A 25,478-nucleotide genomic window follows, 5' to 3' on the forward strand; every position below is an offset into this window, starting at 1 on the left:
GAGCGACCCGTGACTGAGCCACCCGTGACTGACCGCCTGTCCGCGCGCGAGACCCTGGCCCTCGTCACGGACGACACCACCTTCACCGAACTCCCCTACCCGGCAAGGGAGTCCAAGCCCGACGGCCCCCTCGCCTGGCAGGGCTACGACGCCTCGCGCGCCCGCGCCGCCGACCGCACGGGCGAGTCGGAGTCGGTGGTGTGCGGCACGGCGACGGTGGAGGGCACGCGGGCGGTACTGATCGCCTTCGAGTTCGGGTTCCTGGGCGGCTCGCTCGGCGAACGCACCGGGGACCGTCTGGAGGCGGCGTACACGTACGCCCGTGAACACCGGTTGCCGGTGGTGCCGTTGATCGCCACGGGTGGCAGCCGGATGCAGGAGGGCATGGTCGCCCTCACCCAACTCCAGCGCGTGGCCCGCCAGTCGGCGCTCACGAGGGAGGCCGGCCTCCCCCAGATCGCGGTCCTGCGCGACCCCACCACGGGCGGCGGCTGGGCCACCCTCGGCGCGGGCGCGGACGTGATCCTGGCCCTGCCCGGCGCCCAGGTCGGCTTCGCGGGCTCCCGCGTCCGCCCACCGGACGCGGACCCCACGGCGTACACGGCCGAGGCCCAGGTGGCAGCGGGCGCGGCCGACGCGATCGTAGAACCGGAGCGGCTGAAGGAAACCCTGGGGAGATGGCTACGGCTGCTGACCACGCCGTGGTCGGGGCAGGCACCGGTGCCTGCGGCGCTGGACCGGTCGACTCGGCACACCCCGGCCGGCCGACCAGCGCCCGCGCAAGATGCCGTGCAGCGCGTCGCGGCCGACCTCCCGGCCACCGGCTGGGAAGCCGTGCAGCGTGCCCGGGCGGTCCAACGGCCCCGCGCCGAGCGCTACTTGGACGCCTACTTCAGCCACCGGGTGGCGGTCAGCGGTGATCGGTGCGGGGGTACCGACGCGGGGATGCTGTGTGGGTTCGGGGAGCGGGAGGGGCGGGCGATCGCGTATGCCGCGCAGGGCGGGACGGCGACCCGGCCGGCCGGTTATCGGACTGCCGCCCGGCTGATCCGGCTCGCGGGACGGCTCGGGATCCCGGTGCTGACGCTGGTGGACACCCCGGGTGCGGCGAACGACGCCGAGGCGGAGCGGCAGGGCGCGGGCGCGGCGATCGCCGACCTGTTCGGCGCGGTGGCGTCCGCCCGGACCCCGCTCACCACCCTGCTGATCGGCGAGGGCGGCTCCGGCGGCGCGCTGGCGCTGGCCGCGCCGGGCAACACCTGGGCCACACCGGACAGCTACTTCTCGGTGATCGCCCCGGAGGCCGCCGCCGCGATCCTGAAACGGCCCCCGGAGGAGACAGAGCCCACGGCCGACCAACTCCGTATCCGGCCACAGGACTTGGCGGCGCTGGGGGTGATCAGGACGGGGCCCGCCTGAACCACCGCCTGAACCACCGGGCTCCGCCGACGCCGCGTCACCAGAGCACTCCCCACTGCCCCTTACTTAATCTTTAACTCGGGCATTACAGACAAATACCCCCGTTTAGCCGCACCCCGCCCGGCCCACCACAAGGCGCGCCCGCCGCACCGCCCCCGCACGATGCGAAAGAGGCCCGCCGCCCGGCGAAGCCCCGGTCCGCGCTCTCGGGAGAACCTGCCATGACCGTCAGTCTGGAGCAGTTGCGACGCTGCCATTTCGCCGTCGACCTGGGTGCCGCCCGTACCCGTGTCTACGTCAAGGGCGCCGGGCTCGTCGTCGACCAGCCGTCCGCCGCCGCCGTGAACACGCGGACCGGCGCGCTGATCGCCGTAGGAGAGTTCGCGGAGAAGATGACGGGCCGTACGCCCGACTACATCCGGGTGGTCCGGCCGGTGTCCGGCGGGACCGTCGTCGACATCGAGATGGCGCAGCGCATGCTGCGGCACCTGATCGGCGACAAGGTCCGCCGCGCGCTGCGCCGCAAGCCCCGGCTGCGGGCCGCCGCCTGCACCCCGCACGACGCCGATCCGCTGGCGCAGCGCGCCGCGATCGAGACGCTGGTCGGGCTCGGGGCGCGCCGGGTGGAACTCGTCGACACGCTGATCGCCGCCGCGGTCGGCTGCGGACTGCCCGTCGAGCGGCCCGAGGCGACCATGATCATGGTGTGCGGGGCCGCCGCGACCCAGGTCGCCGTGCTCTCCCTCGGCTCGATCGTCACCGCCGAGCGCATCCCGGTGGGCGGTGAGGCCGTGGACCACGCGATCGTCCAACACCTGCGCCACGAACACGAGTTGATGCTGCCGAGCCAGTCCGTACGGCCGTTGCAGCTCGCCCTCTCCGGCAACGGTCTCACCGCGCACGGCCCGACCACCACCGAGATCCACGGGCGGGACGTGGCGAGCGGCCTGGCCCGTTCCGTACGGGTCGACACCGCGGCCGTCCGGGACGCGATCGAGACCCCGCTGACCGCCGTGCTCGACGGGATCGGCCGGGTGCTGCGCAACTGCCCGCCCGACCTGGTGGCCGACCTCGCCGACCGCGGGATCATGATGGTCGGCGGCAGCGCGCTGCTCCCCGGCTTCGACCAGATGCTGCGCGCGGCGACCGGGATGCCGGTGCACATCGCCGAGCGGCCGGACGTGTGTGCCGTACAGGGCCTGGGCTACATGCTGGAGGGCAAGATCGAGCCGCTGGTCCTGGACCCGCTGGCCACCGCCTGAACCCCGGCCCGGCCGAGGCGGACGACGGCGTCCCCGACCTCTCACGCCTCCTCGAAGCCGTCCTGAGCGTCGGTTCCGAGCTCGAACTGCGCACCACGCTCCAGCACATCGTGGACGGCGCCGCCGAGCTGACCGGCGCGCGGTACGCGGCGCTCGGGACCACGGACCCCGCCCATGACGGCCTCACCGAGATCCGTACGGGCGGGGCCGAGCCGCCGCCCGCGGGGGTGCTCAGCGTGCCGATCCACGTCCACGACGAGGTGTTCGGCCACCTCCACCTGGCCGGCAAGCAACACTCCGCCCCCTTCACCGCCGAGGACGAGCAGCTCCTGCACGTCCTCGCCGCCCAGGCCGGCATCGCGATCGGCAACGCCCGCCTGTACGAGACGGCCCGGCAGCGCGAACGCTGGATCGAGGGCGCGGCGGCCGTCACCACCGCGCTGCTCACCGGTGAGACCGCGGCCGACGCGCTGAAGACGGTCGCGGAGGGTGCGCGGGCCCTCGCCGACGCCGCCGCGGGCGTGATCCTCCAGCGCACGGCGGCGGGCGGCATGGAGATCGTCACCGCGTCCGCCCACGAGGACCCGGGCGACATCGTCGGTACGACCATCGAGCCCGGCAGCCCCGTCCTCGTCCAACTCCTGGGCGGCGAACCGGTGTTCATCGACGACTCGGCGACCGACCCGCGCATGACGACGCATGTACGGCACCGGTTCGGCCCCAGCATGATGCTCCCGCTCCAGGCGGACGGCCGCCTCATCGGCACCCTGGCCCTCCCGCGCCGCCCGGGCGACCGCCCCTACACGGCCGTAGAACGCCTGCTGGCAACGCAGTTCGCGTCGCAGGCCGCGCTCGCGCTGGTCCTGGCCGACGCGCAGCACAGCCGTGAACGCCTCGCGGTCTACGAGGACCGGGACCGGATCGCCCGCGACCTGCACGACCTGGTCGTCCAACGCCTGTTCGCCACGGGCATGTTGCTGGAGTCCACGCAGCGCAGAACGGAGGACACCGACCAGGCCCATGAGCTCCTCGGGCGTGCGGTGGACGAACTCCAGTCGACGATCCAGGAGGTCCGCACGGCGATCTTCGCCCTGCAACAGCCTCCGGCCGAAGCCCCAACGAGCCTGCGGGGCAGGGTACTTCGGGAGACGGCCGCCGCCTCCGCCGTCCTGGGCTTCCAGCCCTCCACCCATTTCAAGGGCCCGGTGGACACGGTCGTCCCCGACCAGGTGGCGACCCACCTCCTGGCCGTCCTCCGCCGCGCCCTCACCACCGCGTCCGGCCGCGCCAGCGTGTCCCGCGTGGAGATCACGATCGACGTGACGACACCGCTGCCGGACGGCAGGGACGCCGTACGACTGAGGGTGTACGACGACGGAGGGACCGGTGACGGCGACGGAGGGACCGGTGACGGCGACGGTGGCGGCACGACGGTCCGTTGGCAGTCGCCTCTGTGAGAGCGGCGCCGGAGGGGTGGCAGCAGGGCCGGAGGCGGGATGTCAGTAGAGCAGGATGCGGGGTGTCAGTAGGGCAGGATCCGCCCCGACGGCGTCCTGCGGTCGATGGTGTCGTCGCGGGGCGTGATGGGCCGGCGACTGACGCGAACGCGGATCTGTCGGTTCATGGCGCCCTCCCGAGGCTCATATCTCCTATGCCCCTCTCCTATGCCCCACACTCGCCCTCGCGACTCCCAACAACATCAAGTCCGTACGGTGAGACCCATGACGACCACCTTCACGCTGCTGCATCCCGGCGCCATGGGCGCGAAAGTCGGCGGCGAGGCGACCCGTACGGGCACCCGGGTCCTGTACGTCCCGACGGGCCGAAGCCCAGCCAGCCTCCAACGCGCCCGCGAGGCAGGCCTGGAGCCCGCCGAGTCCCTCGAATCCGCTCTGGCCGCAAGCGACTTCGTCCTGTCGGTCTGCCCGCCGCACGCGGCGGAGGACGTGGCGCGAGAGGTCCTCACCCACCCGTTCCGGGGCGTGTACGTCGAGGCCAACGCGATCAGCCCGGACCGTACGCGACGCATCGCGGCGGCGTGCGCGGAGCGCGGCGTGCTGATGCTGGACGGCTCGATCGTCGGCGGCCCGCCCGGTCCGGGCAGCGCGCCGCGCCTGTACCTGAGCGGTGACGAGGAGCAAGTCGCCCGGGTGGCACGGTCGTTCAAGGACACGCAGGTCATGGCCCGCCCTCTGGACGCCCCGCTCGGTGCCGCGTCGGCGCTGAAGATGGCGTACGCCTCGTACCAGAAGTCGGCCCGCGTCCTGGCCGCCGTGTCGCACGCCCTGGCCGCGAGCCACGGCGTGGCAACCGAACTGGCTCTGGAGGCAGGGGCGTTGAGGTCCAACATCCTCGCCGAGACCGACCAGCTCCCCAGCGTCGCGGCCCGGGCCTGGCGCTGGGCACCGGAGTTGGAGGAGATCGCGGCCACCCTGCGCACAGCGGGACTGCCGGCCGACATGGCCGAGGGCGCGGCGGCGGTGCTGGGCCGGTGGGCGGACGACAAGGACGACTACGACCTGCCGCTGGAGGAGGTACTGGCCCACCTCAGAACGGAGGACTGAGGACGGGGGACTGACTGACTCAGGGCGCCGTCGTGGGTCCGATGCTCCGCAGCTCCTGGACGGTCCCCCCGAGCCGGGACCGGAACCCCTCCAGCAACTCAGGCACCGCACTGACGACCCACCGCGTCCCGACGAGGTACTTGCCGCCGTAGATGGCGGCACTGTCCAGCCAGGTCACCTTGAACCGCTCCTCGGGGAAGGTGGTGATCCGGTACTCGCCCTGCTTGGTACGGCACAGCCCCTCGCGCAGTTCCTCCGCCTCGACCCGGATCTCGGCGGTGCAGCCGGTCAGGCCGGCGATCACCTCGACCTTGGCGGGGGCTACGACTCCGGCTTCGGGGGCGGCGGTCACCGAGGTCGCGGCCGACTTGCGTTTCCCCTCCTCCTCGCCTCCGCCGCAGGCCACGGCCAGCGGGAGCAGGGCGAGCGCGGCACCTCGGCGGAGGCGGGAGGTGTGTCCTCGGCGGGGTGATGCCTGCTGTGTCTGGTGGTGGGTCATGGCAGGGGGTACGGGGGTGGTGGGGCGGACGTTCAAGCGGTTCGAGGCGCCGACGCCCCGACGTTCCGGCGCCCCGACGCCTCGACGTTCCAACGCCCCGCCGTGCCGACCTAGGGCTCAGTTCCGCCGACGCCGTTCCTGCCCGTACGGGCCACGGCGGTCATGGGCCCGCCACTCCTCCTCCACCGGGTCCCGGGCCGGGCGGCCGGAGGGCTGTCTGCCGGACCTTGGGCCGGGGTGCGGAGTCCGAGCCGGCAGCCTGGACGACAGACGGATCGGCGATTCGCCGCCCCGCTCCACGGGTCACCCCATTGCGTGCCGCTTCCCGCGCGGCCTTCCGTTTCCGCCGACGTCCGCCACCACTCCCGCCGGCGCCCGTACTCGCGCCCGCGCCCGTGCCTGTCGGAGCCGGTTTCCCCCCGGACGGCCGAGCCAATTGGGCACCGCTGGAAGGGAGTTGCTCCCTGCGACCGCCATGGAACCGTCGGTCCCGGGGTTGGTGGGGAGTTGCGCCGATTGCCGTAGCCGTCTACCGGGGGACCGATTCGGACGGAAATACCAAGAGTGAAGTCCCGGAACTCCCGCCTGGCACAACCCCGGTCGCTGACACGCTGGTTGAGGTGATCACTGGTCGGGGTGGTCGGATCAGCTCGGTGAGCCGCGCTGTCGGGGGGCGGGCGTGACGGTTCGGGAGGTTGTCGGGGGTTCTGGTTCCGGCGCTCCGCGGGCGGGCGGTGAGGGGCCGCGGGCGGTGCCTCGGCATGTGGCGTGCGTGATGGACGGGAACGGGCGGTGGGCGGCCCAGCGGTCGCTGCCGCGCACGTCCGGTCACCGTGCCGCGGAGACGACCGCGATCGATGTCATCGAGGCGGCGCGGGCGGCCGGCGTCGAGTGGCTGAGCATGTACGCGTTCTCGACCGAGAACTGGGGGCGTCCGAGTGCCGAGGTCGATTTCCTCATGCGGCTGGTGCGGCGGGTGGTGCGCAAGCACGCCCCGCTGCTGCACGCGCGAGGGATCCGCTGCCGCTTCCTCGGTGTCTCCGATCCCCGCATTCCCCCGGCGCTGGCCCGGGACTTCGCCGACCTGATGACGCTGACCGGCGGCAACCGGGGCCTGACGCTGACCGTCGCCTTCGATCACGGCGGGCGCCGGGACATCGTCGAGGCCGCGCGGTCGCTGATCCGCGACGGCGTGCCGGCCGACGGCGTGACCGAGCAGACCTTCGCCGCCCATCTGCCCTTCCCCGACACTCCCGATGTGGACCTGGTCATCCGTACCTCGGGGGAACAGCGCATCTCCAACTTCATGCTGTGGCAGGTCGCGTACGCCGAGTGGGTCTTCCCGCCGGTGCTGTGGCCCGACTTCCGCGCGCCGCACTTCCTGGAGTGCCTGCACGCCTACCGGCAACGCGAACGCCGTTTCGGCGGCGTCCGGCCCGCCCCAAATGGCCTCCCGCCCGTCCCTGACGGGCTCCCTCCCCTCCCGAACGGAGAACTTCGATCGTGACCGACGCAGGTTCCGGCATCCCCCAACAGCCGCGCCCGGCCGGCGACTTGGCGCCCATGTTCGGCCCCGGCTCGCAGTTCGACGAGTTCTTCAACGATCCGCGCTGGGCCCTGGCCGTGGTGCGGGCGACCGTACTTGAGGCCGCGCATCCGCAGATCGGTGCCGCCCTGATCGACAACTCCACGTTCGTCGCCCACCCTTGGCGCCGGCTGCAGAACACCTTCCTGAGCCTGCGGCGCATGTTCGGTGCCGACGACGACGTACGGCAGCGGGAGGCGGCGCGGCTCAACCGGCTGCACGCGCGGCTGAACGGGACCGACGCCCGCGACCGGCCGTACGACGCGATGGACCCGGAGGCGCGCGCCTGGGTGGTGGCGACGCTGTTCGAGAGCACGGTCACCATGTTCCGGCTGAGCGGACAGCCCCTGGAACAGCGGGCCATGGAGAGGCTGTACGCCGAATTCCAGGTGTTCCTCGTCGTCTTGGGGGACGAAGCCGGTCAACTGCCGCCCACGCTGCACGAGTTCTGGCGGTACTACGACCGCGTGGTGGAGGAGGAGCTGGAGAACACCGAGGCGATGCGCATCATCCTCTACAAGCTCTTCGACCACCTTCCCGCTCCGCCGCTGCTGAACGGTCTGCCCACCCTGTGGGCACTCGGCCGCGCGGTCGGCGGTCCGGTCATCGGGGCCATCACCGTGGCCTCGCTGCCCGAGCCGTTCCGCCGCCGGGCGGGGCTGCCCGAACTGCTCGGCGCCCAGACGCTGATGCAGAGTGCGTACCTGACCGTGGGCCTGGCCCGTTTCCTGCCCGACGGCTGGATCCGGGCCGAGAACATCGCCGACCTGCTGGCGCTCACCCCCGACAGCGACGACCCCCGCGCCCGGACCGTCCGCGCCCTGCACCAGAAGATGAAGCGAGCCGGAGCCTTCCTCCGGCTCGTCACACCCTTCGCCACGGAACCCGAATCGGAACCCGGATCCGGATCCGGACCGGAGTCCGCCGCACGCGGAGGGATGCGGCGCGACGCCGAGGAGTTCTTCCGCGAAGTGCTGGACCAGACCGGGGACGGCTACCTGGACTGGCCGGACCTCGCCGCCATGGCCCGCGAGCTGTCCACCCGCCTCGACCTCGACGAGCCCGAGGAGACCAGGCTCTACAACGCCTACGCCGACTGGTGGCGGGAACTCCAGAGCGCCCTCGACGCCGACGGCGACGGCCGCGTCAGCGCCCAGGAGTACGCCGCGGCCGCCCCGTCCCTGGCCGGCCCCGCGCTGATCCGCGTGGCCGAGGTCCTCTTCGACGTCACCGACAAGGACGGCAACCAGCGCATCGACGCGGACGAGTACCGGGCCCTGTTCCGGACCGCGTTCCATCGCGACACCACCGGCACCGGCACCAGTGGGGGCACCGGCGGCGCGTACACCCGTAGCGCGTTCGTCAAGGACTTCCTGTCCTTCATGTCCGGCCGACAGCGCTCGACCCCGTACGACCCGCTGCTCGCCCAGGCGTGACCACCTGCCGTGCATTCCCGGCGCATGTGTCGGCCGACGCTCACCGGCCGGCACATGGATAGTGGCCAGTAGATGCCGGTCCCGACAGTTCCGGCCGCCGGGAAGGAACTCATGACGCATCGGGCCAAGGACACCACCACCACGGACACCGCCACCGCCACCGCAATCCTCGAAAGCCTGCTCAGCGACGAGGGATCAGCCGACCCTTTTCCGCTGTTCGAGCGGGCCCGGGCGCTGGGACCCGTCCTGTCGACCGACGACGGCAGCCTGCTGGTGACCGGCTACCAGGAGGCGGAGCGGCTGACGCGCGACCGCGCTTTCGGAATCCTGGGCGGCGAGACGCACGAACCGACCGGCGCCGACTCCGACCCCGGCCCCGGCCTCTCCGGGCATCTGTCCAAGCGGATCGTCAGCGCCTCCCTCCTGGAGACCAATCCTCCCCAGCACACCCGTCTCAGGGCCCTGGTCGCGTCGTTCTTCGCGGCCCGCAGGATCCCCGCGCTCGAACCGCTGATCGCGGCGGCGGTGGACGACCTGCTCGACGGGATGGCGGATCGCGTGGGCCCCTCCGGCGCCCTCGACTTCATGGCGGCCTTCGCGTCCCGGCTGCCGATGAGTGTGATCTGCGAGCTGATGGGCGTACCGAAGGAGGACCGGCACCGGTTCCGTGCCCCCGCGTCCGCCCTCACCCGTTCGCTGGAGATCGTCACGCCCCCCGGGGTCGTCCAGTCGGCCGACGACGCGGCGGCCGAACTCGTCGCGTACTTCGGGGACTTGGCCGCCCGGCGCCGCGCGGATCCGCGGGACGACCTGGTGAGCGCGCTGGCCACGGCGGCCGAAGGGACGGACTCCCGACTCAGCGAGCACGAGATGCTGTCCATGTTCGTCCTGCTTCTCGTGTCCGGTTTCGAGACGACCTCCCATCTGCTCGGCAACGCCCTCGCACTCGCCTTCCAGCACCCCCTGGCGGCGGACGGGCTGCGCGGCGGCGGGATTCCGGCCGCCGGATTCACCGATGAGGTGCTGCGCCTGGAGGCCTCCGTCCAGTACGCGGCCCGCGTGCCGCTCCGCGAAGGGCTGGATGTCGGAGGGGTGCCCGCTCCTCTCGGCACGGTCGCCCTGGTGTTCCTCGGGGCCGCCAACCGTGACCCCAGGCGCTACGACCGCCCGGCGGAGTTCGATCCCCTGCGCACCGGTCCCCCACCGCTGGCCTTCGGCGGAGGTGCCCACTTCTGTCTGGGTGCCCCGCTCGCCAGGCTGCAGGCGGGCATCGCGCTGCCCGCGCTGCTGAGGCGCTTCCCCCGGCTGCGCCTCGCCGGGGAGCCCGTCCGGAGGTACGGATTCATGCTGCGCGGTTACGAGGAACTGCCCGTGGCGCTCGGCTGATATTCGCACTGTCGTTCCCAACCTCCTTCGTTACGGTCAGGCATTGCCACTCAAACCGCACAGAAGCACACATAACGCTCAGAGTGCGCTTGAGGGGATAGTTAAGCTGCAATGCGCTAATAGGCCGCATAACGAAGCATTTCTTTTCCCTCTCCGTAGAGGAGGGACGAAAAGGAAGAGTCGAAGAGGACCGGAGAGGACCAGGTGGATCCGGAAGCGCTGTTGTTCTCGATTTTCACCCCGGAGGGCAGGGTGAACCCGTACCCCGCACTCGCGGAGTTACGGCGGACCGAACCCGTCTATTACAACGCCGGATTCAACACCTATTTCCTGACGCGATTCGCGGACTGTCAGGCCGTTCTCACCGATCCCGAATTCCTGGTGCCCGATCTCGACTGGTGCGCGCGCGAGCTGCCCGACTGGCGTGACCGGCCGAGCGCGGAGTTCTTCTACTCCTCGCTGCTGCGCAGCAACGGCACCGACCACGCGCGGCTACGGCGGCTCGTCGGCGGCGGGTTCAGCGCGCGCCGGGTCGCCGCGCTGCGGCACACCGTGCGGGACATCACCGCGCGGCTGCTCGACGACTTCGCCGACGCCACCTCGGACGGCGGCAGCGCCGACTTCCAGGAACTCGTGGGGTATCCGCTGCCCGTCGCCGTCGTAGGACATCTCATCGGGGTCCCCGGCGAGGAGCAGCGGCAGTTCCACCGGCTGGGCCAGGACATCGGCCGGCTCCTCGAACCCGTCCGCTCCCCGGAGGACTGGCAGCGCGCCGACCTGGCCGTGGCGACCCTGCGCGCGTACTTCGCCGACCTCATCGCGCTGCGCCGGGCCCGGCCCGCCGACGACCTCACCTCGGTCCTGCTGGCGGTGCGCGACGCCGACGACGGCCGGCTCTCCGAGGCCGAACTCGTCGACATCCTCGTGCTCGTCCTGGTCGCCGGTTTCGAGACCACCGCCGGTCTGCTCGGGCTCGCGGTGCACGCGCTGCTCGCCCACCCGGATCAGTGGGACCTGGTCGTGAGCAAACCCGAACTGGCCGCGCAGGCCGTGGAGGAGAGCCTGCGCTGGGACACCCCGGTGCAGATGACCGAGCGCATCGCCGCCGCGCCGATCGACGTGGCCGGGGTGACCGTCCCCGCGGGCGCCAATGTGACCACCGTGCTGGCCGCCGCCAACCGCGACCCCGAACGCCACGCGGACCCGGACACGTTCGACATCCGGCGCGCCGACATCAAGGTGCTCGGCTTCAGCGCGGGCCCCCACTACTGCCTGGGCGCGGCCCTCGCCCGCGTGGAGGCCGCCGAACTCCTCGAACAACTCCCGACACGCTTCCCGTCCCTGACCGCGTCGGGCCCGCCCCTCCGCCGCGACTCCATCAGCCTGCGCTCCTTCGAGGAACTCCCACTGACGCCGAACGGCTGACGACAAACGGCTGACGCCACCCAGCTCCGCCCCACCCCAATCCCCCTAGGGGCGCGGGGAACTGCGCGACCAGCCCCCACCCACCCGCACCCCGCGCGCAACCCAAACCCCCCACCCCCGACCCGGCCCCAACCTCACCCCCACCGGCCCGCCACCGCCGGACGAGAGGCACCCCCCGTGAAGTTCCTGCACCATGAACGCGCCACCGTAGAAGCCCTGTTGCCGGGGCTGGACGCCGCACTCGCCCGGCATCCACTGGCCGAGTTGGAGAGCACGCCGAGCCCAGCCATCGCAGAGTTCCGCGCGGCAGGCGGCCCCGCGCTCCTGGTGCCGACCGAGAACGCGGGCATCGGCGCCGACCCCCTCCAGGCCGTACGGGTGCAGCGTGCCGTCGGCTCCCGCTGCCCCTCGCTCGCGGTGGCGACGACCATGCACCACTTCTCGATCGCGGGACTCGTCCAGGCCGCCGCATACGGCAACGGCAACGGCACCAACACCGGCACCGGCGCGGAAGGCCTGCTGCTCGAAGCCATCGCCAAGGAAGGGCTGTTGCTCGCCTCCGGGTTCGCCGAGGGCAACACCGGCCAGAACATCCTGGGCCCGCACATCACCGCCCGCCGCACGGACAGCGGAAGCATCGTGCTGAACGGCAGCAAGATGCCGTGCAGCCTGTCCCGTTCGATGGACCTGCTGACCGCCTCCGTGATGATGAAGGACGACGACGGGGTGGACCGGCTCGCCGTCGCCCTGATCCCGGCCGGATCACCGGGACTTGAGGTGCGGCCCTTCTGGAGCTCCCCCGTCCTCGCGGGCGCCGAGAGCGACCAGGTCGTGCTCACCGATGTCGAACTCGACCCCGCGATGGTGGTGTTCACCCAGGTCACCGCCGACGCCGTCCCCGACGAACTGAACATCGCCGGGTTCCTCTGGTTCGAACTCCTGCTGACCGCCGGGTACGTCGGGGTCGCCAGCGCCCTCGTCGAGCGCGTCCTCGACAAGGCCGGTGGCCCGCAGGACCCGACGCCCTTCCTGGTCGACATCGAGGCCGCGATGCTGGGCGTCGAGTCGGTCGCCCGGGCCATGGACACGGAGGCGTGGAGCGACGCGCTGCTCGTCGACGCCCTGTCGGCCCGGTACGCGGCGCAGGACGCCATCGCCCGCACCACCACGGCCTGTCAGGCGGCGCTCGGCGGTATGGCGTTCATCACGGCGCCCGACAGCACCTACCTCGCCTCCGCCGCCACCGGTCTCACCTTCCACCCGCCGTCGCGGTCCCGTATGGGCGCCCCTCTGCGGGAGTTCCTGAACGGCGCCCCCCTGCGGATCGGCTGAGCCCGGTGCTGACGACGAACAGGAGCGGGCTGCCCATGGAGCCCGCCGCCGACACCGCCTGCCGCGTGGAGGTACTGCGCTCGATCGACTTCCTGCCGGAGTCGGTCTGGCACGAACTCGCCCCGCCGGACGACCCGTTGTGGTCCCGCACCGTCTTCGAGGCCATGGAGGGCGGCGCCATCGGCCCCGACAGCTATGCCTACTTGGTGGTCCGCAGGGGCCAGCACACCGAGGCCGTACTGCCCCTGGCGCTCTTCCGGAACCTGCGTCTCGACGACATCGTCGGCCCGCGTGAGCGTCAACTCCTCTCGCCCGTAGGGAGGTTGGCGCCCCATCTGCTGCGGGTGCCGATGCTCTTCTGCGGCAACTTCCTCGGCCAGGGCCATGTCCTCACCTCCCGGCCACTCACCGACGAGGTCAGCCGATTGCTGGTCGACGCCGTACTCCGGTTCGCGCGGACCGAGCGCCTCGGCACCGTGGTCTTCAAGGACTTCACCCCGGCCGGTCTCAACCCGTTGCGCAGCGCCCTCAGTTCGGCGGGGTTCTTCCCCGCGCAGAGCATGCCCGACACCGAACTCCCGTTGTCCGCAGCCTCGTTCGACGAGTACGTCGAGCAACTCCCCGCCAAACCACGGCGCAACGCGCGCAGCAACCTCCGGAAATTCGCCGCCCGCCCGGGACTGCGGATGGAGACCGTCGAGGACTTCCGCCCGCTCGTACCGCAGATGCTCGGCCTCTACCGGCAGGTGATGGACCGGGCGGACCAGCGGCTCGACGTCCTCGACGCCGGCTTCCTCACCACCCTCGCGGCCTCCCCCGGGCCGGACCGACGGCTCGTGGCCTGCTTCGACGGCGACCACGGCGACCGGCTCGTCGCCTTCCTGCTCTGCCTGTTCAGCGGCTCCGGCGCCGCCGGCGCCCGCATCGGCCTCGACTACACGCTGGCGCACGACGCCCGCCTCTACCACAACGTGCACTACGCGGCGATCCGCCTGGCCCTCGACGCGGGCTGCCGCCACATCCGCTTCGCGCAGACCGCGTACACCCCGAAGATCGAGTTCGACTGCCGGCTGATCCAGCAGTCGTACGCGATCACCCATCTACGTCCGCTGCCGCGCGCGGTGCTGCGCCGGCTGCTGCCCGCCGCCCTCGCGGCGGCACGGACCCAGGCGCTCGGCCCGCACGTGCCCGCGCGGGCCACGCGTCCCCCGAGCCGCCCCGACCAGGAAGGTGCCCCCTTGCCATGCCCCGAGTAGAGGTCGAACTCCCCATCGCCGTACCGCCGGAGACCGCGTGGGCCGCCGTCGTGGACGTGGAGGCGTTCCCCGCGTGCATGGACAGCGTGGACTCCGTCACGATCACCCGGCAGACCGACGACCGGCACCGGACGAGCGCCTGGGCGGTGCGGCTGAAGGGGTCGGTGCTCCAGTGGACCGAGGACGAGGTCATCGACCCGGTCGCCCGCCGCTTCGACTTCCGCCAAGTCACCGGCGACCTGGGCGAGTTCGAGGGTCACTGGGCCGTACGGCCCGCGCCGGGCGGGCACAGCACGGTCTCCCTGGACGTCACCTTCGACATCGGCATCCCGCTCCTGGCCGACCTGCTCAACCCGGTCGCGGCGGACGCCCTGCGGGAGAACGCCGCCCAGATGCTGTCGGCGCTGGAACGCCGACTGCTGGCCACCGACGCCCAGTTGAGCGCCCCGGTGAGTGTCCCGCCGCCCACCCGTGAAGCCGAAGAGGAACCCGACCTCGTATGACCACGACCATCGGAGCCCCCTCCGACACCTTCGACCTGATCCGGCGTCACCTCTCCCCCCGGCTCGCCCTGACCGGTTCGTTCGCGGGCCGGGGCGCGACCGAGGTGTCCGGCGAGGGCTGCCGGGTGACGCTGTCCGACGGGCGTACGGCGCTCGACTTCGGTTCGTACGCCGTCACGCTGCTCGGCCACCGGCACCCGGACGTGCTCGCCGCCGTACGCGCGCAGCTCGACACGATGCCCACCTCGACCCGCAGCCTCGCCAACCCGACGGCCGCCCGCGCCGCCGCACATCTCGCCGAGTACTTCCAACAGGCCCTGCCCAAGGTGTACTTCGGGCTCAACGGCGCCGACGCCGTCGAGGTCGCCGTCAAACTCGCGCGCCTCGCCACCGGACGCGGCCGGGTCGTGGCGGTGCGGGGCGGCTTCCACGGCAAGTCGCTCGGGGCGCTGGCGCTCACCCACAGCCCCCTGTTCCGGCGGGGCCTGCTGGGCACGGACGTCGACGTCGTCCACGTCTCGCCCGACGACCCCGGCGCCGTCCTGCGGGAGGTCCGGGGCGGGGAGGTCGCCGCGGTCGTCTTCGAACCGGTCCAGGGCGAGAACGGCGCGGCCGTCCTGTCCGTCGACGTCCTGCGCCAGTGGTGCGCCGACGCCCAGCGCTACGGCACGTTCACCGTCGCCGACGAGATCCAGTGCGGGCTGCGCCGCTGCGGGGAGCGTTCCGTCGCCCTCGCGGCCGGGCTGCCCGTCGACGCCGTCCTGGTCGGCAAGCCGCTGGGCGGAGGGGTCGTACCGCTGTCGGCCCTGGTCTGCTCCGAGGAGTTGTACGCCCCGCTGAGCGCCGACCCGTTCCTCCACTCGGCGACCTTCGGGGGCCACCCGCTCAGCTGCGCGGCGCTGCCCGCCGCGCTCACCGCGATCGAGGGGGCGGCCGGACACGGCGAAGGACTCGCCGCGGCACTGGACAGCGCCCTGGCCGAACTCGCGGGCAAACACGGTGAGTTGATCGCCGGGATCCGCGGCAAGGGCCTGCTGCGCGGTATCGACTTCGCCGGCTCCGGGGTGGCCGGCTCGGTCGTGGTCGAACTCGCCGGCGCCGGACTGCTGGTGTCGCCGTGCCTGGGCCGCCCGGGCACCGTACGGCTGCTGCCGCCGCTGGTCAGCACCGAGGCGGACATCGCGGAGGCCGCCGACATCCTCGACTCGGCGATCACCGTGGCGGCGCGGCGCGCCGAGTGACCGGCCGTAGCGCTCCTCACCTCGCCAACTCCCCCACAGCGCACAGGAAAGAGACACGCATGGACCGCATGGATCTGAAAGACAAGGACCAGGGCCAGGACACACCGGCGCTCGGCCGGGCGGAGCTGTCCCTCACCGTCAGGACGGCCGTGTCGGACGTCCTCGGCACCGAGGTGGACGACATCGACGAGACGACCGACCTCGGCAACGACTTCGGCATCGACAGCCTGGAGTTGATGGATGTGGGCGCCCGGCTGGAGAACGTCCTGCGGGTCAAGATCCAGGTCTCCGACCTCCTGGAGGCCAGGACCGTCGGTGACGCCGTCGACCTGCTGGAGCGGCGCATGGCGAGGCCCGTATGAACGGCGTCTCCTCTTCCGCGCGGACCCGGGTCGTCGTCACCGGACTCGGGGTCAGGTCGCCCGCGGGCAACGACGTCGAGTCGGCGTACGCGCGGCTGCTCGCCGCCGAGTCGACCGCCGCCGTAGCCAAGCATCTGGTGGAGGCGGAGCCCGAGGTCGCCGTGGAAATGGCGTGCCTGGTACCGGAGTTCGACATCGAGCCCTACGTCACGCGGCGGGAGCGGCGTCAACTCGACCGGGCTGCGGAGCTGTTGCTCTGTGCCACCGTGGACGCGGTCTCGGACGCGGGCGAGTTGGCGCTCGCCGACCTCCCGTCCGCGCGGGTGGGCGTCCAGGTGGGCACGGGGATGGGCGGCCTGGGGACGATGGAGGGCACGACGTTCGACTACGGCGCGGACCCGATGGCGATGCCGGTGCACACGGTCCCCAGGACGATGGCGAACTCGGCGGCCTGCCGGGTGGCGATGCGCTACGGCTTCCGCGGCAACTGCGCCACCTACGCCACCGCCTGCGCGAGCGGCACCACCGCGATCGGCGAGGCGGCCCGCCGTATCCGGTACGGCGAGTTGGACGCCGCGGTGGCGGGCGGTGTGGACGCGCCCGTCACGACCACCATCGTGGGCGCCTTCGCCAAGATGCGGGCCCTGTCCCGGCGTTGCGACGAACCGGACCGGGCCAGCCGCCCCTTCGACACCGACCGCGACGGCTTCGTCATGGGCGAGGGCGCCGCCGTACTCGTCCTGGAGCGACGGGACTTGGCCCTCGCGAGGGGAGCCAGGATCTACGGCGAGATCGCGGGCTACGCGGCCAACTGCGACGCCTTCCACATCGCCGCGCCTGATCCCGAGGCGGCCACGGCGGCCGAGTGCATGCGGCTGGCCGTCGCGGACGCGGGGCTCGCACCGGCCGACATCGGGCACATCAGCGCGCACGGCACGTCGACGGTGCTCAACGACCGCTCGGAGGCGACCGCGGTCCACCGGTGCTTCGCGGGACAGTCGCCGCCGCTGACCGCCGTCAAGGGCGTGAGCGGTCATCTCATCGGCGGATCGGGCGCGTTGGAGGCGCTGCTGGGTCTGCTCTGCGCCGACCGGGGTGTGGTCCCGCCGATCGCCAACACGCTCGGCAGCCCCGAGGCCGACCTGGTGGACGTGGTGATCGGCAGGCGCCGCACGATCGCGCGCGGGCCCGTGCTCTCCAACTCCTTCGGTTTCGGCGGCCAGAACGCGTGCCTGGTCCTGACGCCACCGGCGTGACCGACGCCCGCTGAAAGCTCCGTACTCCCCACCCAACTCACGGAACGGCCAACACCATGCGAACCCTTGTCACCGGCGCCACCGGTGTGGTGGGCACCGAAGTCGTCGACCGGCTGCGCGCGGACCCCTCCGGTCCCGGGGTACTCACCCGGGTGGCCAGGCGGGCGCCGGACGCGGAGGTGACGACCTGGAACATCGGGAGCGAGCCGCCGCCGCCGGAGCTGTCGGGGCACTGGGACGTGATCGTGCACACCGCCGCCTCCACGCGCTGGACGATGAGCCGGGCGGAGGCGCTGGCGGCCAACGTGGACCCGCTGCGGGCGGTGCTCTCCCTCGCCGGCCGGGACACCCACGTCGTCCACGTCTCGACGGCGTACGTGGGCGGGACGCGGGCCCAGGAGGACCTGCGGGGACCGGAGTTCGACGGATACCGCAACGGCTACGAGTGGTCGAAGGCGGCCTGCGAGTCCCTGGTGCGCGAGGAGCACGACGGGCCGCTGACGATCGTGCGGCCGCCGCTGATCGTGGGCCGGCGCGACGACGGGCGGATCGCCCGTTTCTCCGGGCCCTACACGATCATCCACGCGCTGGTCTCCGGCCTCGCCGCGGTCGTCGTCGGCGACCCGGACGGCTACGCGGAGATCAGCCCGGTCGACGAGGTGGCGGAGGCCGTCGCCTCGGCGGTGCTCGCCGCGCCCCCGGCCGCGCCGCGCGTCGAGGTGGTCGCGGGCGGCGGCGGGAGTCTGCGCCTGTCCGCGATGATCGGCATCGCCTGCCGGACCCTCAACGAGTTCCGCGCGCGGCACGGCGTCGCCGGCATCGAGCAGCCGCCGTTCGTCCCGCCCGCCACCTGGAACCGGTTCTTCCTGCCGCTCGCGAACCAGTACCTGTCGCCGTTCCAGCATCACGCGGTCCAGCTGCTGGCCATGTTCCAGAGCTACACCAGCATGTCGTCCCCCTTCGAACCCACGCGAACGGTCCACGATCCGGGGGCGGTCATGGAAACCGCGGTACGCTACTGGGCGGCGCGCAAGCCGCGGCTGGCGCTGGCCCGGCCGAATCCGTGGACGCTGCTCGCCACGTGAGGGGCCTCTTCACACGGCGCAGGAGACATCGGCATGTCGACACGGTCAACACCCCTTACGGAGCGCGCATGTTGACTCCGTGTTAACCCGATGGAGTGACCTCTGATGCCACCGTTGACGGTGATAGCATTCCGCCGTCTGCGACCTTGATCCACTTTTGTTCAGGCCCCGAGCCCGAACGCGCTCATCTCCTCGCGTAGATCAGTCATGCAGTCCCCTGGACGGGTTGCGGATCCCTGCAAGGCGTACTCGACGACGCCTGCATGCCACGCGCCGGGAAAGGTTTCCATGACTCAAGACGTGCTTCTTTGGTGCCTGGTTGCGATAGCGGTGATAGCCATAGCCGCAGTCGTCGCACTCGTGCTCCGCAGCAGAGCCCTGGGGAGGAGGAAGAAGGAATCCGAGGCCGCGCTCGAAGCGCGGCTGCGGTACGCCCAGGGTGAACTCGACCGCGTTCAGGCCTCGTTGGTGAAGATGCGGGACGAGCAGGACGATGTCATCCGCGAGGCCGGGCAGGCCGCCGAGGAGAACACCAAGGCGGTCCTCAAGGGCGCCGCCCGGTTCCTGCAGAGCCTCGCGGCCGAGCAGACCACGCTCCTGGACGGGGTCCAGCGCGAGTACGGCGGCCACGCGGTCCTCTCCGACCTGATGGACATCACCCACGCGAACGCCCAGATGGCCCGCAAGGCACAGGGCATCGCCGTCATGTGCGGTGCGCCGCTGGGCCGCCGCAACCAGCCGGCCAGCGTCTACGACGTCGTCCGCAGCGCCCAGAGCCAGATCCGCAACTTCCAGCGGGTCGAGATCATGCAGCCCAGCGGCATCGCGCTGAAGGCCTCCGCGGTCGCGCCGGTCGCCCTGGCCGTCGCCGAACTCCTCGACAACGCCGCCAGTTTCTCCCAGGCGGACGCACCGATCGAGGTCACGTTCCGGCAGGCCCAGAAGAACCTGTGCATCGTCATCGACGACGCCGGTGTCGGCATGGGCGACGAGGACCGGCAGCGGGCGAGCGCCCAGCTGTCCGGAGAGGGTCTGCCCCGGCTGTCCCAGCTGGGCACCCAGCCGAAGTTCGGTTTCCCCGTCATCGGTCTGATCGCCCGTCAGCACGGCTTCACGGTGGATGTCACCGGCGTCTCCCGCTACGGCGGCGTCCGGGCCGTCGTACTCCTGCCCGAGGAGCTGTGGACCATGGAGGAAGCCCTGCCGCCGGCCACCGAGGCGCCCGTGAGCAGCATCCGGCCCATGGAGAACGGCAGGTCGGCGCGTACGGCGGGCGGCCTGCCCAAGCGCGGTGCCCGTATGTCGCCCACCGGTGTCGGCACCGGTGGGGAGCAGTCGCCCCGCCGAAGCGCCCGGCGTGGCTCCGGCAGCCTGGCCGCCCTGCAGCGCGGTACGCAGTCCGCGCGTGACACGGCCTCCTTCGACACCCCGACGCCCGGAGGGTCCGAAAACGCATGAGTACAGGAGACCTGTCCTGGATGGTCCAGGACATCGTGGACAACGTGCCGAGGGCACGGCACGCCGTGGTGTTGTCCGCGGACGGCATCCCACGCGGCTCCACCGACGATCTGACCGGCCAGGACGTACGGACCATCTCCGCCGCCATGGCGGGGATGCAGTCGCTCAGCCGGGCCACCGCCCACTTCGCCGGACTGGCCCGGGACCGGCAGTGGATCCAGACGGTCATCGAGTTCCAGCACGGCTGGGTCTTCCTGATCGGGGCCGGGCAGGGTGCCTACCTGGCCGCCGCCGCGGAGCCCGACGTCGACATGGAGCAGCTCTCGTTCCGGATGAACCGGCTGGTCTCCCGGCTGGGCAACAACCTCACGGCCCCGCCGCGGGTGACCGCCGGTGACCTGCCCCAGCCCGGGGACACCTCCGCGGCCCTGCGGGACGGAGGGGGCGGGGGCGTCTTCCTTCTCTCGGAACTGGACAAGGCGGTGGCGTCGGTGCCGGGCGCCCTGCACGCCCTGCTGCTCGGCGCGGACGGTCTGCCGCGCGGGGCGAGCGCGGGGATCGGCCGGAACCTCGCGGACACGATCTCGGCGGCCATGACGGGCATCCACGCGTACAGCCGGGCGACCGCGCCGTTCGCGGGCGGGCAGCAGGACGACGAGTGGATGCAGACGGTCATCGAGTTCGAGCACGGCTGGGTGTTCCTGATCGCGGCCGGCGAGGGAGCGTTCCTCGCGGCGGCGGCCGAACACGGCTGTGACATAGAGGAGTTCACCGTACGGCTGGGCGACACGATGCCGGCGCTGACCGCCGGGTCGGCCGCCCGGGGAGGAAGGACGGGCGATGAGTGACGAACTGGACGGCGAGCTGGAACTGACGGCCCCATTAGTCCCCCTCTTCGTCATCGCGCAGGGTCGCGCGCTGCCACGGGAGAGCGAGTACGAGCACACCACGATCATCACGGCCCAGGAGGGTGCCGTGGCGGCGGCGCGCACGCTGGCCCCCGAGGCCCGCACGGTCATGGACCTGATCGCGGACGGCTTCCTCTCGGTCGCCGAGGTCGCCGCCCACACCCGGCTGCCCCTGGGCATCGTCCGCATCCTGTTGGCGCAGATGGCCGAGGACGGCCTGATCCATGTGCGCAATCCGGTGCCCCACGCCGAACGCCACGACCCCGTCCTGCTGACCGCCGTGCTCGACGGCCTGATGCGAATTCGAACCGGAGCGTAGTCCCGTGTATCTGGATCCCGACGTCTCCCGCTCCGTGAAGATCCTGGTCGTGGGCCACTTCGCGGTCGGGAAGACCACGTACATCGGAAGTGTCTCCGAGATAGAACCGCTGCAGACCGAGGAGGAGATCACCGAAGCCAGCGAGGGTCTCGACGACCTCTCCGAGACCCCGGACAAGACGACCACGACCGTGGCGATGGACTTCGGGCGTCTCACCCTCGGCGAGGACCTGGTCCTCTACATCTTCGGAACGCCCGGGCAGGAACGCTTCAAGCAGATGTGGGAGGGGCTGTCCCGGGGAGCGCTGGGGGCGCTGGTCCTGGCGGACCCCGAGCGGCTGGAGGAGACGTTCCCCGTCCTCGACCTGGTCGAGGCGTTCGGCCTGCCCTACGTCATCGGCGTCAACACGTTCGAGGGGAAGCACGAGTTCCCGCTCGACGAAGTGTGCGAGGCCCTCAACATCTCCGAGGAGACCCCGGTCATCCACTGCGACGTCCGTGACCAGGACTCCTCGATGCAGGCACTCATCACGCTCGTGAAGCACCTCTTGTCCTCACTCGGCTAGGAGCCAGCATGCAACAGTCCTTCGACCCGTCCGGGGCACCGGCCGGTTGCCCCGCGCACGGCAACGTCCCGCTGTACGGGTCCGACTTCGGCTCCGACCCCGAGAGCATGTACGGCCGGCTGCGGTCCCTGGGGCCCAGCGCCCCGGTCGACATCGCGCCGGACGTCGAGGTCGAGCTGGTGACCAGTTACGACGCCAGTCTGTACATCCTGCAGAACCCGACCCTGTTCGTGCGGGACTCGCGCCGCTGGAACGCCCTGAACGCGGGGGAGGTGCCCGCGGACAGTCCGGCGCTGCCCATGATGGGGTACCGGCCCAACGCGCTGTTCAGCGACGGCGCGGCGCACGCCCGGCTGCGGCAGGCGGTCACGGACAGTCTCGCGACCGTCGACCAGGGCCGGATCGTCCGGCTGACGCAGCAGTCGGCCGACTACCTGATCAGCCAGTTCGGCTCCGAGGCCCTCGGCCAGGCGGAGTTGATGTCCGCCTACGCCCAGCCGCTGCCCCTGCTGGTCTTCGGTGAGCTGTTCGGCTGCCCGCCCGAGCTCGGCGACCGCGTGATCGCCGGGATCACCGGGATCTTCCAGGGCACCCCGGGTGCCGACGAGACCCTGGGCGGCGCGCTCGCCGAACTGATCGCGCTCAAGCGGCGGCAGCCCGGCGAGGACCTCACCACCCAGCTGATGGTGCACTCCTCCCGGCTCACCGACGAGGAGGTGCTGCACCAGCTGGTGACCCTGCTCTCCGGCGGCACCGCGCCCCTGACGGCCTCGATCGGGACCAGCGCCGCGCTGTACCTCAGCGACGACTGGCCGAGCGGCCTGCCGATCGAGGACGCGGTGGTGAAGACGCTGTGGAACTACGCGCCGATCTCCAACTACGCGGCCCACTACCCCACGCAGGACGTCGAGTTGGGCGACCGGACGCTCCGGACGGGCGACCCGGTGCTGATATCTTTCGCGGCCGCCAACACCGACCCCAAGCTGACCGCACACCGCGAACAGCTCAGCTCCAAGGCCCATCTGGCCTTCGGCGCCGGCCCGCACGCATGCCCGGCCAAGGACCCGGCGTTCATGATCGCGGCCACGGCCGTCGAGTCGCTGCTCAACCGGCTGCCCGACGTCGAGATGCGCGTCCCCTTCAAGGAACTCTCCTGGGTACCGGCGCCGTGGAGCCGCCAGCTGGTGACCGTGCCCATCCGGTACACCCCCCGCACCGTGCCGTCCGCGGCCAAGGCCCGGCCGGCGGGGCGGCCGTCTCCCGCTCAGCTCGCCCCGTCGCCCGCCGCCGTACCGCAGCCGAACGCGTTCAGCCGGCCGTCCCACGCCGCTCCGCGCCCCAAGGGCGGGATGTTCAGCCGCTTCCGCGCCTGGGTGAATGGCGAGTGATGTAAGTAACCCTACGAAAGCACTGTGTTATTGGATGATTCAAACACCCCACGGGTACGGATGGCGGCTGGCAGAGAGGAGCCACCATCGTGGGAAGCGTCACGACTCCGACATCGGACCGTCGGGCCACCATCTCCCTGTTCTCCCGTCTCCGGACGGCTGACGGACAGGCCGATCCCTTCCCCATCTACGCGGAACTCAGGGCGCGCGGCTCGGTCAGCCCCGCGCCCTGGGGCGGTCACCTCGTGACCGGCTACGGCATCTGCGACCAGGTACTGCGCAACGGCCTCTGGCTCGAACCGGACACCAACTGGCGGGCGCAGCAAGGCGCGCGCACCCGCTGGAGCGCCCCCTCCTCACGTGAGATCAGCCGGACCATGCCCGCGCTCAACCCTCCGGAGCACACCCGGGTGCGCCGGTCGGCGGGCAGCTTCGACCGCACCACCATCGAGCGGATCGGCCGCCGGGTGGGCCACGTCGTCGACGGGCTCCTCGACACCCTGCACGAGCGCCTGCACGCGGGGGAGGCCGACTTCGCGGCACTGGTGGGCGAGGAACTCCCGGTCGCCACCATCGGCGACTGGCTCGGGCTGCCCAGCGCGGACTGGCCCCGGCTGCGGGAACTGACCCACGACCAGGTCTTCACCCAGGAGCTGCTCCCGAACGCCAGCCAGTTGGCCCGTTCCGACGCCGCCATGGTGGAACTGCGGGCCTATTTCCTGGAGTTGGTGCGGGACCGGCGCCGACATCCCGGTGAGGATCCCGTCTCGCGGTGGATACGCACCTGGGACGAGCTCGAACCGGACCAGGACAAGGCCGACGAAGCCGTCTACTTCCTCGCCCTGTTCGTCCTGCTGGCCGCGCTGGAGACGACCGCGACCCTGCTGTCCACCATGACGCTCCACCTGGTCGAGGACCCCGACCGCTGGAGTCTGCTCGCCGAACACCCGGACCTGGTGCCCGCGTTCGTGGAGGAGACCCTTCGCTACGACCCTCCCACCCACGTCATCAGCCGGATCGCCTCCGAGGACTGTCTCCTGGAGGGCGCCGAGGTCAAGGCCGGAGAAATGGCCCACCTCATGGTGGGTGCCGCCCAGCGCGACCCCGCCCGGTTCACCGACCCGGACTCCTTCTCCCCCCGGCGCAAGGCGACCCACCTGGCCTTCAGCGGGGGCATCCACTACTGCCTGGGCGCACCGCTGGCCCGGCTGGAGGCGCAGACCCTGCTCCGCCGCATGATCGCCCGCCTGCCGGGACTCGCCCTGGTCCGCCGCCCCGCGCTGGCACCCCGGGTGGCGTTCAGGCGACTCCTGAACCTGGACGTTTCACTGACATGAACCCGCCAATATCGCCCAGCTCCGCACGGGCCCCCGTCCGGGAGCCCGTGGACCCCGCGGAGCCCGCGCCTCCCCCCGCGGCCGTGGGCCTCACCCGGACCGGGTCCGTCCTCCATGTGCGGCTCAATCCGTCCGCCCAGGACGACGACGTCCTGAGCTCGGCCGTCCTGGACGCACTCCTCGCCGTCCTCGACGGCCTCCACGACCAGCCCGACATCCGCATCCTGGTGCTCTCCTCCCTGGGCGAGGACTTCTGTCTGGGAGCGGACCGCCGGGAGTACCAGGAAGCCCTGGCCACCGATCCGACCGGCGCCACGCTGCGGCGCGCAGCGGACAAGGCCCAACGCCTGTGCCAGGCACTGGAGAACACCCATGCCGTCACCATCGCCCGACTCCACGGCAGGGTCGTCGGAGCCGGCCTGGCGCTGGCCGCGTACTGCGATCTGCGCGCGGGGGCGGACACCTGCCGCTTCCGTATGCCGGAGATCGGCCTCGGGCTCGCACCCGCCTGGGGCGGCGCCATGGGCCGCCTGATCACGGAGGCCGGTGCCGCCCGCATCCGCGAACTCATGCTCACCTGCGACGAGTTCGACGCCCCTACGGCCCACCGCCTCGGGCTCCTCCACAAGTTCGCGCCCCTCGACCAGCTGGACGACACCGTCACCGCCTGGACCAGGCCCCTCGCCCGGCGCTCCCCCCAGGCGCTCGTCCTGACCAAACGCATGCTCACCGGCTACGCGAAAGCCGCCCGCACGACCGACACCGCCCTGCTCGACGCCCACCTTCTCGCCGCCCAGCTCGCCCAACCCGGCTGACCGGTACCGCAGGGGGCCTCGGACCTCTGTGCCGCCTTGAGGAGGACGGCACGCACTCGGCCGGGACGCGGACGTCG

Annotated in this window: 23 protein-coding genes; 22 read left to right on the plus strand and 1 reads right to left on the minus strand. The window is 71.7% G+C overall.

Translation table 11 applies throughout. The features are described 5' to 3' along the window. Positions 1-24 precede the first annotated feature (24 nt). The 4 genes from OG407_RS17720 to OG407_RS17735 all read left to right on the plus strand — a co-directional run bounded on the left by OG407_RS17720 (position 25) and on the right by OG407_RS17735 (position 5,245). Positions 25-1,419, plus strand: a complete 1,395-nt coding sequence (locus OG407_RS17720; RefSeq protein ID WP_405859159.1) for a carboxyl transferase domain-containing protein — start codon at positions 25-27, stop codon at positions 1,417-1,419. A gap of 221 nt (positions 1,420-1,640) precedes the next feature. Further along, on the plus strand, positions 1,641-2,681 hold the full coding sequence (locus OG407_RS17725; protein ID WP_405859161.1) for a rod shape-determining protein: 1,041 nt from the start codon (positions 1,641-1,643) through the stop codon (positions 2,679-2,681). Continuing rightward, positions 2,678-4,138, plus strand: coding sequence for a GAF domain-containing protein (locus OG407_RS17730; protein WP_405868467.1), 1,461 nt, complete (start codon positions 2,678-2,680; stop codon positions 4,136-4,138). The genes OG407_RS17725 and OG407_RS17730 overlap by 4 nt, the downstream gene beginning before the upstream one ends. A gap of 264 nt (positions 4,139-4,402) precedes the next feature. Beyond that, positions 4,403-5,245 (plus strand): DUF1932 domain-containing protein, encoded by an 843-nt coding sequence (locus tag OG407_RS17735; protein ID WP_405859163.1) that lies wholly within the window; start codon positions 4,403-4,405, stop codon positions 5,243-5,245. Positions 5,246-5,264: 19 nt separating this feature from the next. Here the strand turns inward: OG407_RS17735 and OG407_RS17740 are convergent, their stop codons facing one another. Next, the gene (locus OG407_RS17740) at positions 5,265-5,744 is read right to left on the minus strand and encodes a hypothetical protein (protein ID WP_403601414.1); all 480 of its coding nucleotides are present in this window, start codon (positions 5,742-5,744) and stop codon (positions 5,265-5,267) included. A 751-nt stretch (positions 5,745-6,495) separates the two neighbouring features. Here OG407_RS17740 and uppS point away from each other — a divergent pair. From uppS to OG407_RS17830, 18 genes are all read left to right on the plus strand, one after another. After that, complete coding sequence (gene uppS, locus OG407_RS17745) at positions 6,496-7,251, plus strand: polyprenyl diphosphate synthase (protein WP_405859165.1); 756 nt, start codon at positions 6,496-6,498, stop codon at positions 7,249-7,251. 56 nt (positions 7,252-7,307) lie between these two features. Next, positions 7,308-8,765, plus strand: coding sequence for an oxygenase MpaB family protein (locus OG407_RS17750; protein ID WP_405868469.1), 1,458 nt, complete (start codon positions 7,308-7,310; stop codon positions 8,763-8,765). Between the two features lie 111 nt (positions 8,766-8,876). Beyond that, complete coding sequence (locus tag OG407_RS17755; RefSeq protein WP_405859167.1) at positions 8,877-10,151, plus strand: cytochrome P450; 1,275 nt, start codon at positions 8,877-8,879, stop codon at positions 10,149-10,151. A gap of 252 nt (positions 10,152-10,403) precedes the next feature. After that, positions 10,404-11,576, plus strand: coding sequence for a cytochrome P450 (locus tag OG407_RS17760; protein WP_405859169.1), 1,173 nt, complete (start codon positions 10,404-10,406; stop codon positions 11,574-11,576). Between the two features lie 177 nt (positions 11,577-11,753). Then, positions 11,754-12,908: an acyl-CoA dehydrogenase gene (locus OG407_RS17765; protein WP_405859171.1), complete on the plus strand. Its 1,155-nt coding sequence runs from the start codon at positions 11,754-11,756 to the stop codon at positions 12,906-12,908. Positions 12,909-12,943: 35 nt separating this feature from the next. Then, complete coding sequence (locus OG407_RS17770; RefSeq protein ID WP_405859173.1) at positions 12,944-14,164, plus strand: GNAT family N-acetyltransferase; 1,221 nt, start codon at positions 12,944-12,946, stop codon at positions 14,162-14,164. Continuing rightward, positions 14,152-14,667 (plus strand): type II toxin-antitoxin system RatA family toxin, encoded by a 516-nt coding sequence (locus OG407_RS17775; RefSeq protein WP_405859175.1) that lies wholly within the window; start codon positions 14,152-14,154, stop codon positions 14,665-14,667. Before OG407_RS17770 ends, OG407_RS17775 begins: the two co-directional genes overlap by 13 nt. Next, positions 14,664-15,908, plus strand: a complete 1,245-nt coding sequence (locus OG407_RS17780) for an aspartate aminotransferase family protein (protein WP_405859177.1) — start codon at positions 14,664-14,666, stop codon at positions 15,906-15,908. The genes OG407_RS17775 and OG407_RS17780 overlap by 4 nt, the downstream gene beginning before the upstream one ends. Positions 15,909-15,967: 59 nt before the next feature. After that, positions 15,968-16,270: an acyl carrier protein gene (locus tag OG407_RS17785; RefSeq protein ID WP_405859179.1), complete on the plus strand. Its 303-nt coding sequence runs from the start codon at positions 15,968-15,970 to the stop codon at positions 16,268-16,270. After that, entirely contained in the window at positions 16,267-17,526 is a 1,260-nt protein-coding gene (locus tag OG407_RS17790; protein ID WP_405859181.1) for a beta-ketoacyl-[acyl-carrier-protein] synthase family protein, read from the plus strand. Before OG407_RS17785 ends, OG407_RS17790 begins: the two co-directional genes overlap by 4 nt. Before the next feature lie 56 nt (positions 17,527-17,582). Next, complete coding sequence (locus OG407_RS17795; protein ID WP_405859183.1) at positions 17,583-18,611, plus strand: SDR family oxidoreductase; 1,029 nt, start codon at positions 17,583-17,585, stop codon at positions 18,609-18,611. A gap of 360 nt (positions 18,612-18,971) precedes the next feature. Then, positions 18,972-20,069 (plus strand): ATP-binding protein, encoded by a 1,098-nt coding sequence (locus OG407_RS17800; protein ID WP_405859184.1) that lies wholly within the window; start codon positions 18,972-18,974, stop codon positions 20,067-20,069. Positions 20,070-20,089: 20 nt separating this feature from the next. Continuing rightward, the gene (locus OG407_RS17805) at positions 20,090-20,917 is read left to right on the plus strand and encodes a roadblock/LC7 domain-containing protein (RefSeq protein WP_403601507.1); all 828 of its coding nucleotides are present in this window, start codon (positions 20,090-20,092) and stop codon (positions 20,915-20,917) included. Continuing rightward, complete coding sequence (locus OG407_RS17810; RefSeq protein ID WP_318018371.1) at positions 20,910-21,296, plus strand: DUF742 domain-containing protein; 387 nt, start codon at positions 20,910-20,912, stop codon at positions 21,294-21,296. Before OG407_RS17805 ends, OG407_RS17810 begins: the two co-directional genes overlap by 8 nt. 4 nt (positions 21,297-21,300) lie before the next feature. Beyond that, positions 21,301-21,861, plus strand: coding sequence for an ATP/GTP-binding protein (locus OG407_RS17815; protein ID WP_365300144.1), 561 nt, complete (start codon positions 21,301-21,303; stop codon positions 21,859-21,861). A gap of 8 nt (positions 21,862-21,869) precedes the next feature. Next, entirely contained in the window at positions 21,870-23,249 is a 1,380-nt protein-coding gene (locus OG407_RS17820; RefSeq protein WP_405859186.1) for a cytochrome P450, read from the plus strand. Positions 23,250-23,338: 89 nt separating this feature from the next. Next, the gene (locus tag OG407_RS17825; protein ID WP_405859188.1) at positions 23,339-24,586 is read left to right on the plus strand and encodes a cytochrome P450; all 1,248 of its coding nucleotides are present in this window, start codon (positions 23,339-23,341) and stop codon (positions 24,584-24,586) included. Beyond that, complete coding sequence (locus tag OG407_RS17830; RefSeq protein ID WP_405859190.1) at positions 24,583-25,401, plus strand: enoyl-CoA hydratase/isomerase family protein; 819 nt, start codon at positions 24,583-24,585, stop codon at positions 25,399-25,401. The genes OG407_RS17825 and OG407_RS17830 overlap by 4 nt, the downstream gene beginning before the upstream one ends. The last annotated feature ends 77 nt before the right edge of the window (positions 25,402-25,478 follow it).

The organism is Streptomyces sp. NBC_01515 (assembly GCF_045040345.1).
GTDB lineage: Bacteria > Actinomycetota > Actinomycetes > Streptomycetales > Streptomycetaceae > Streptomyces.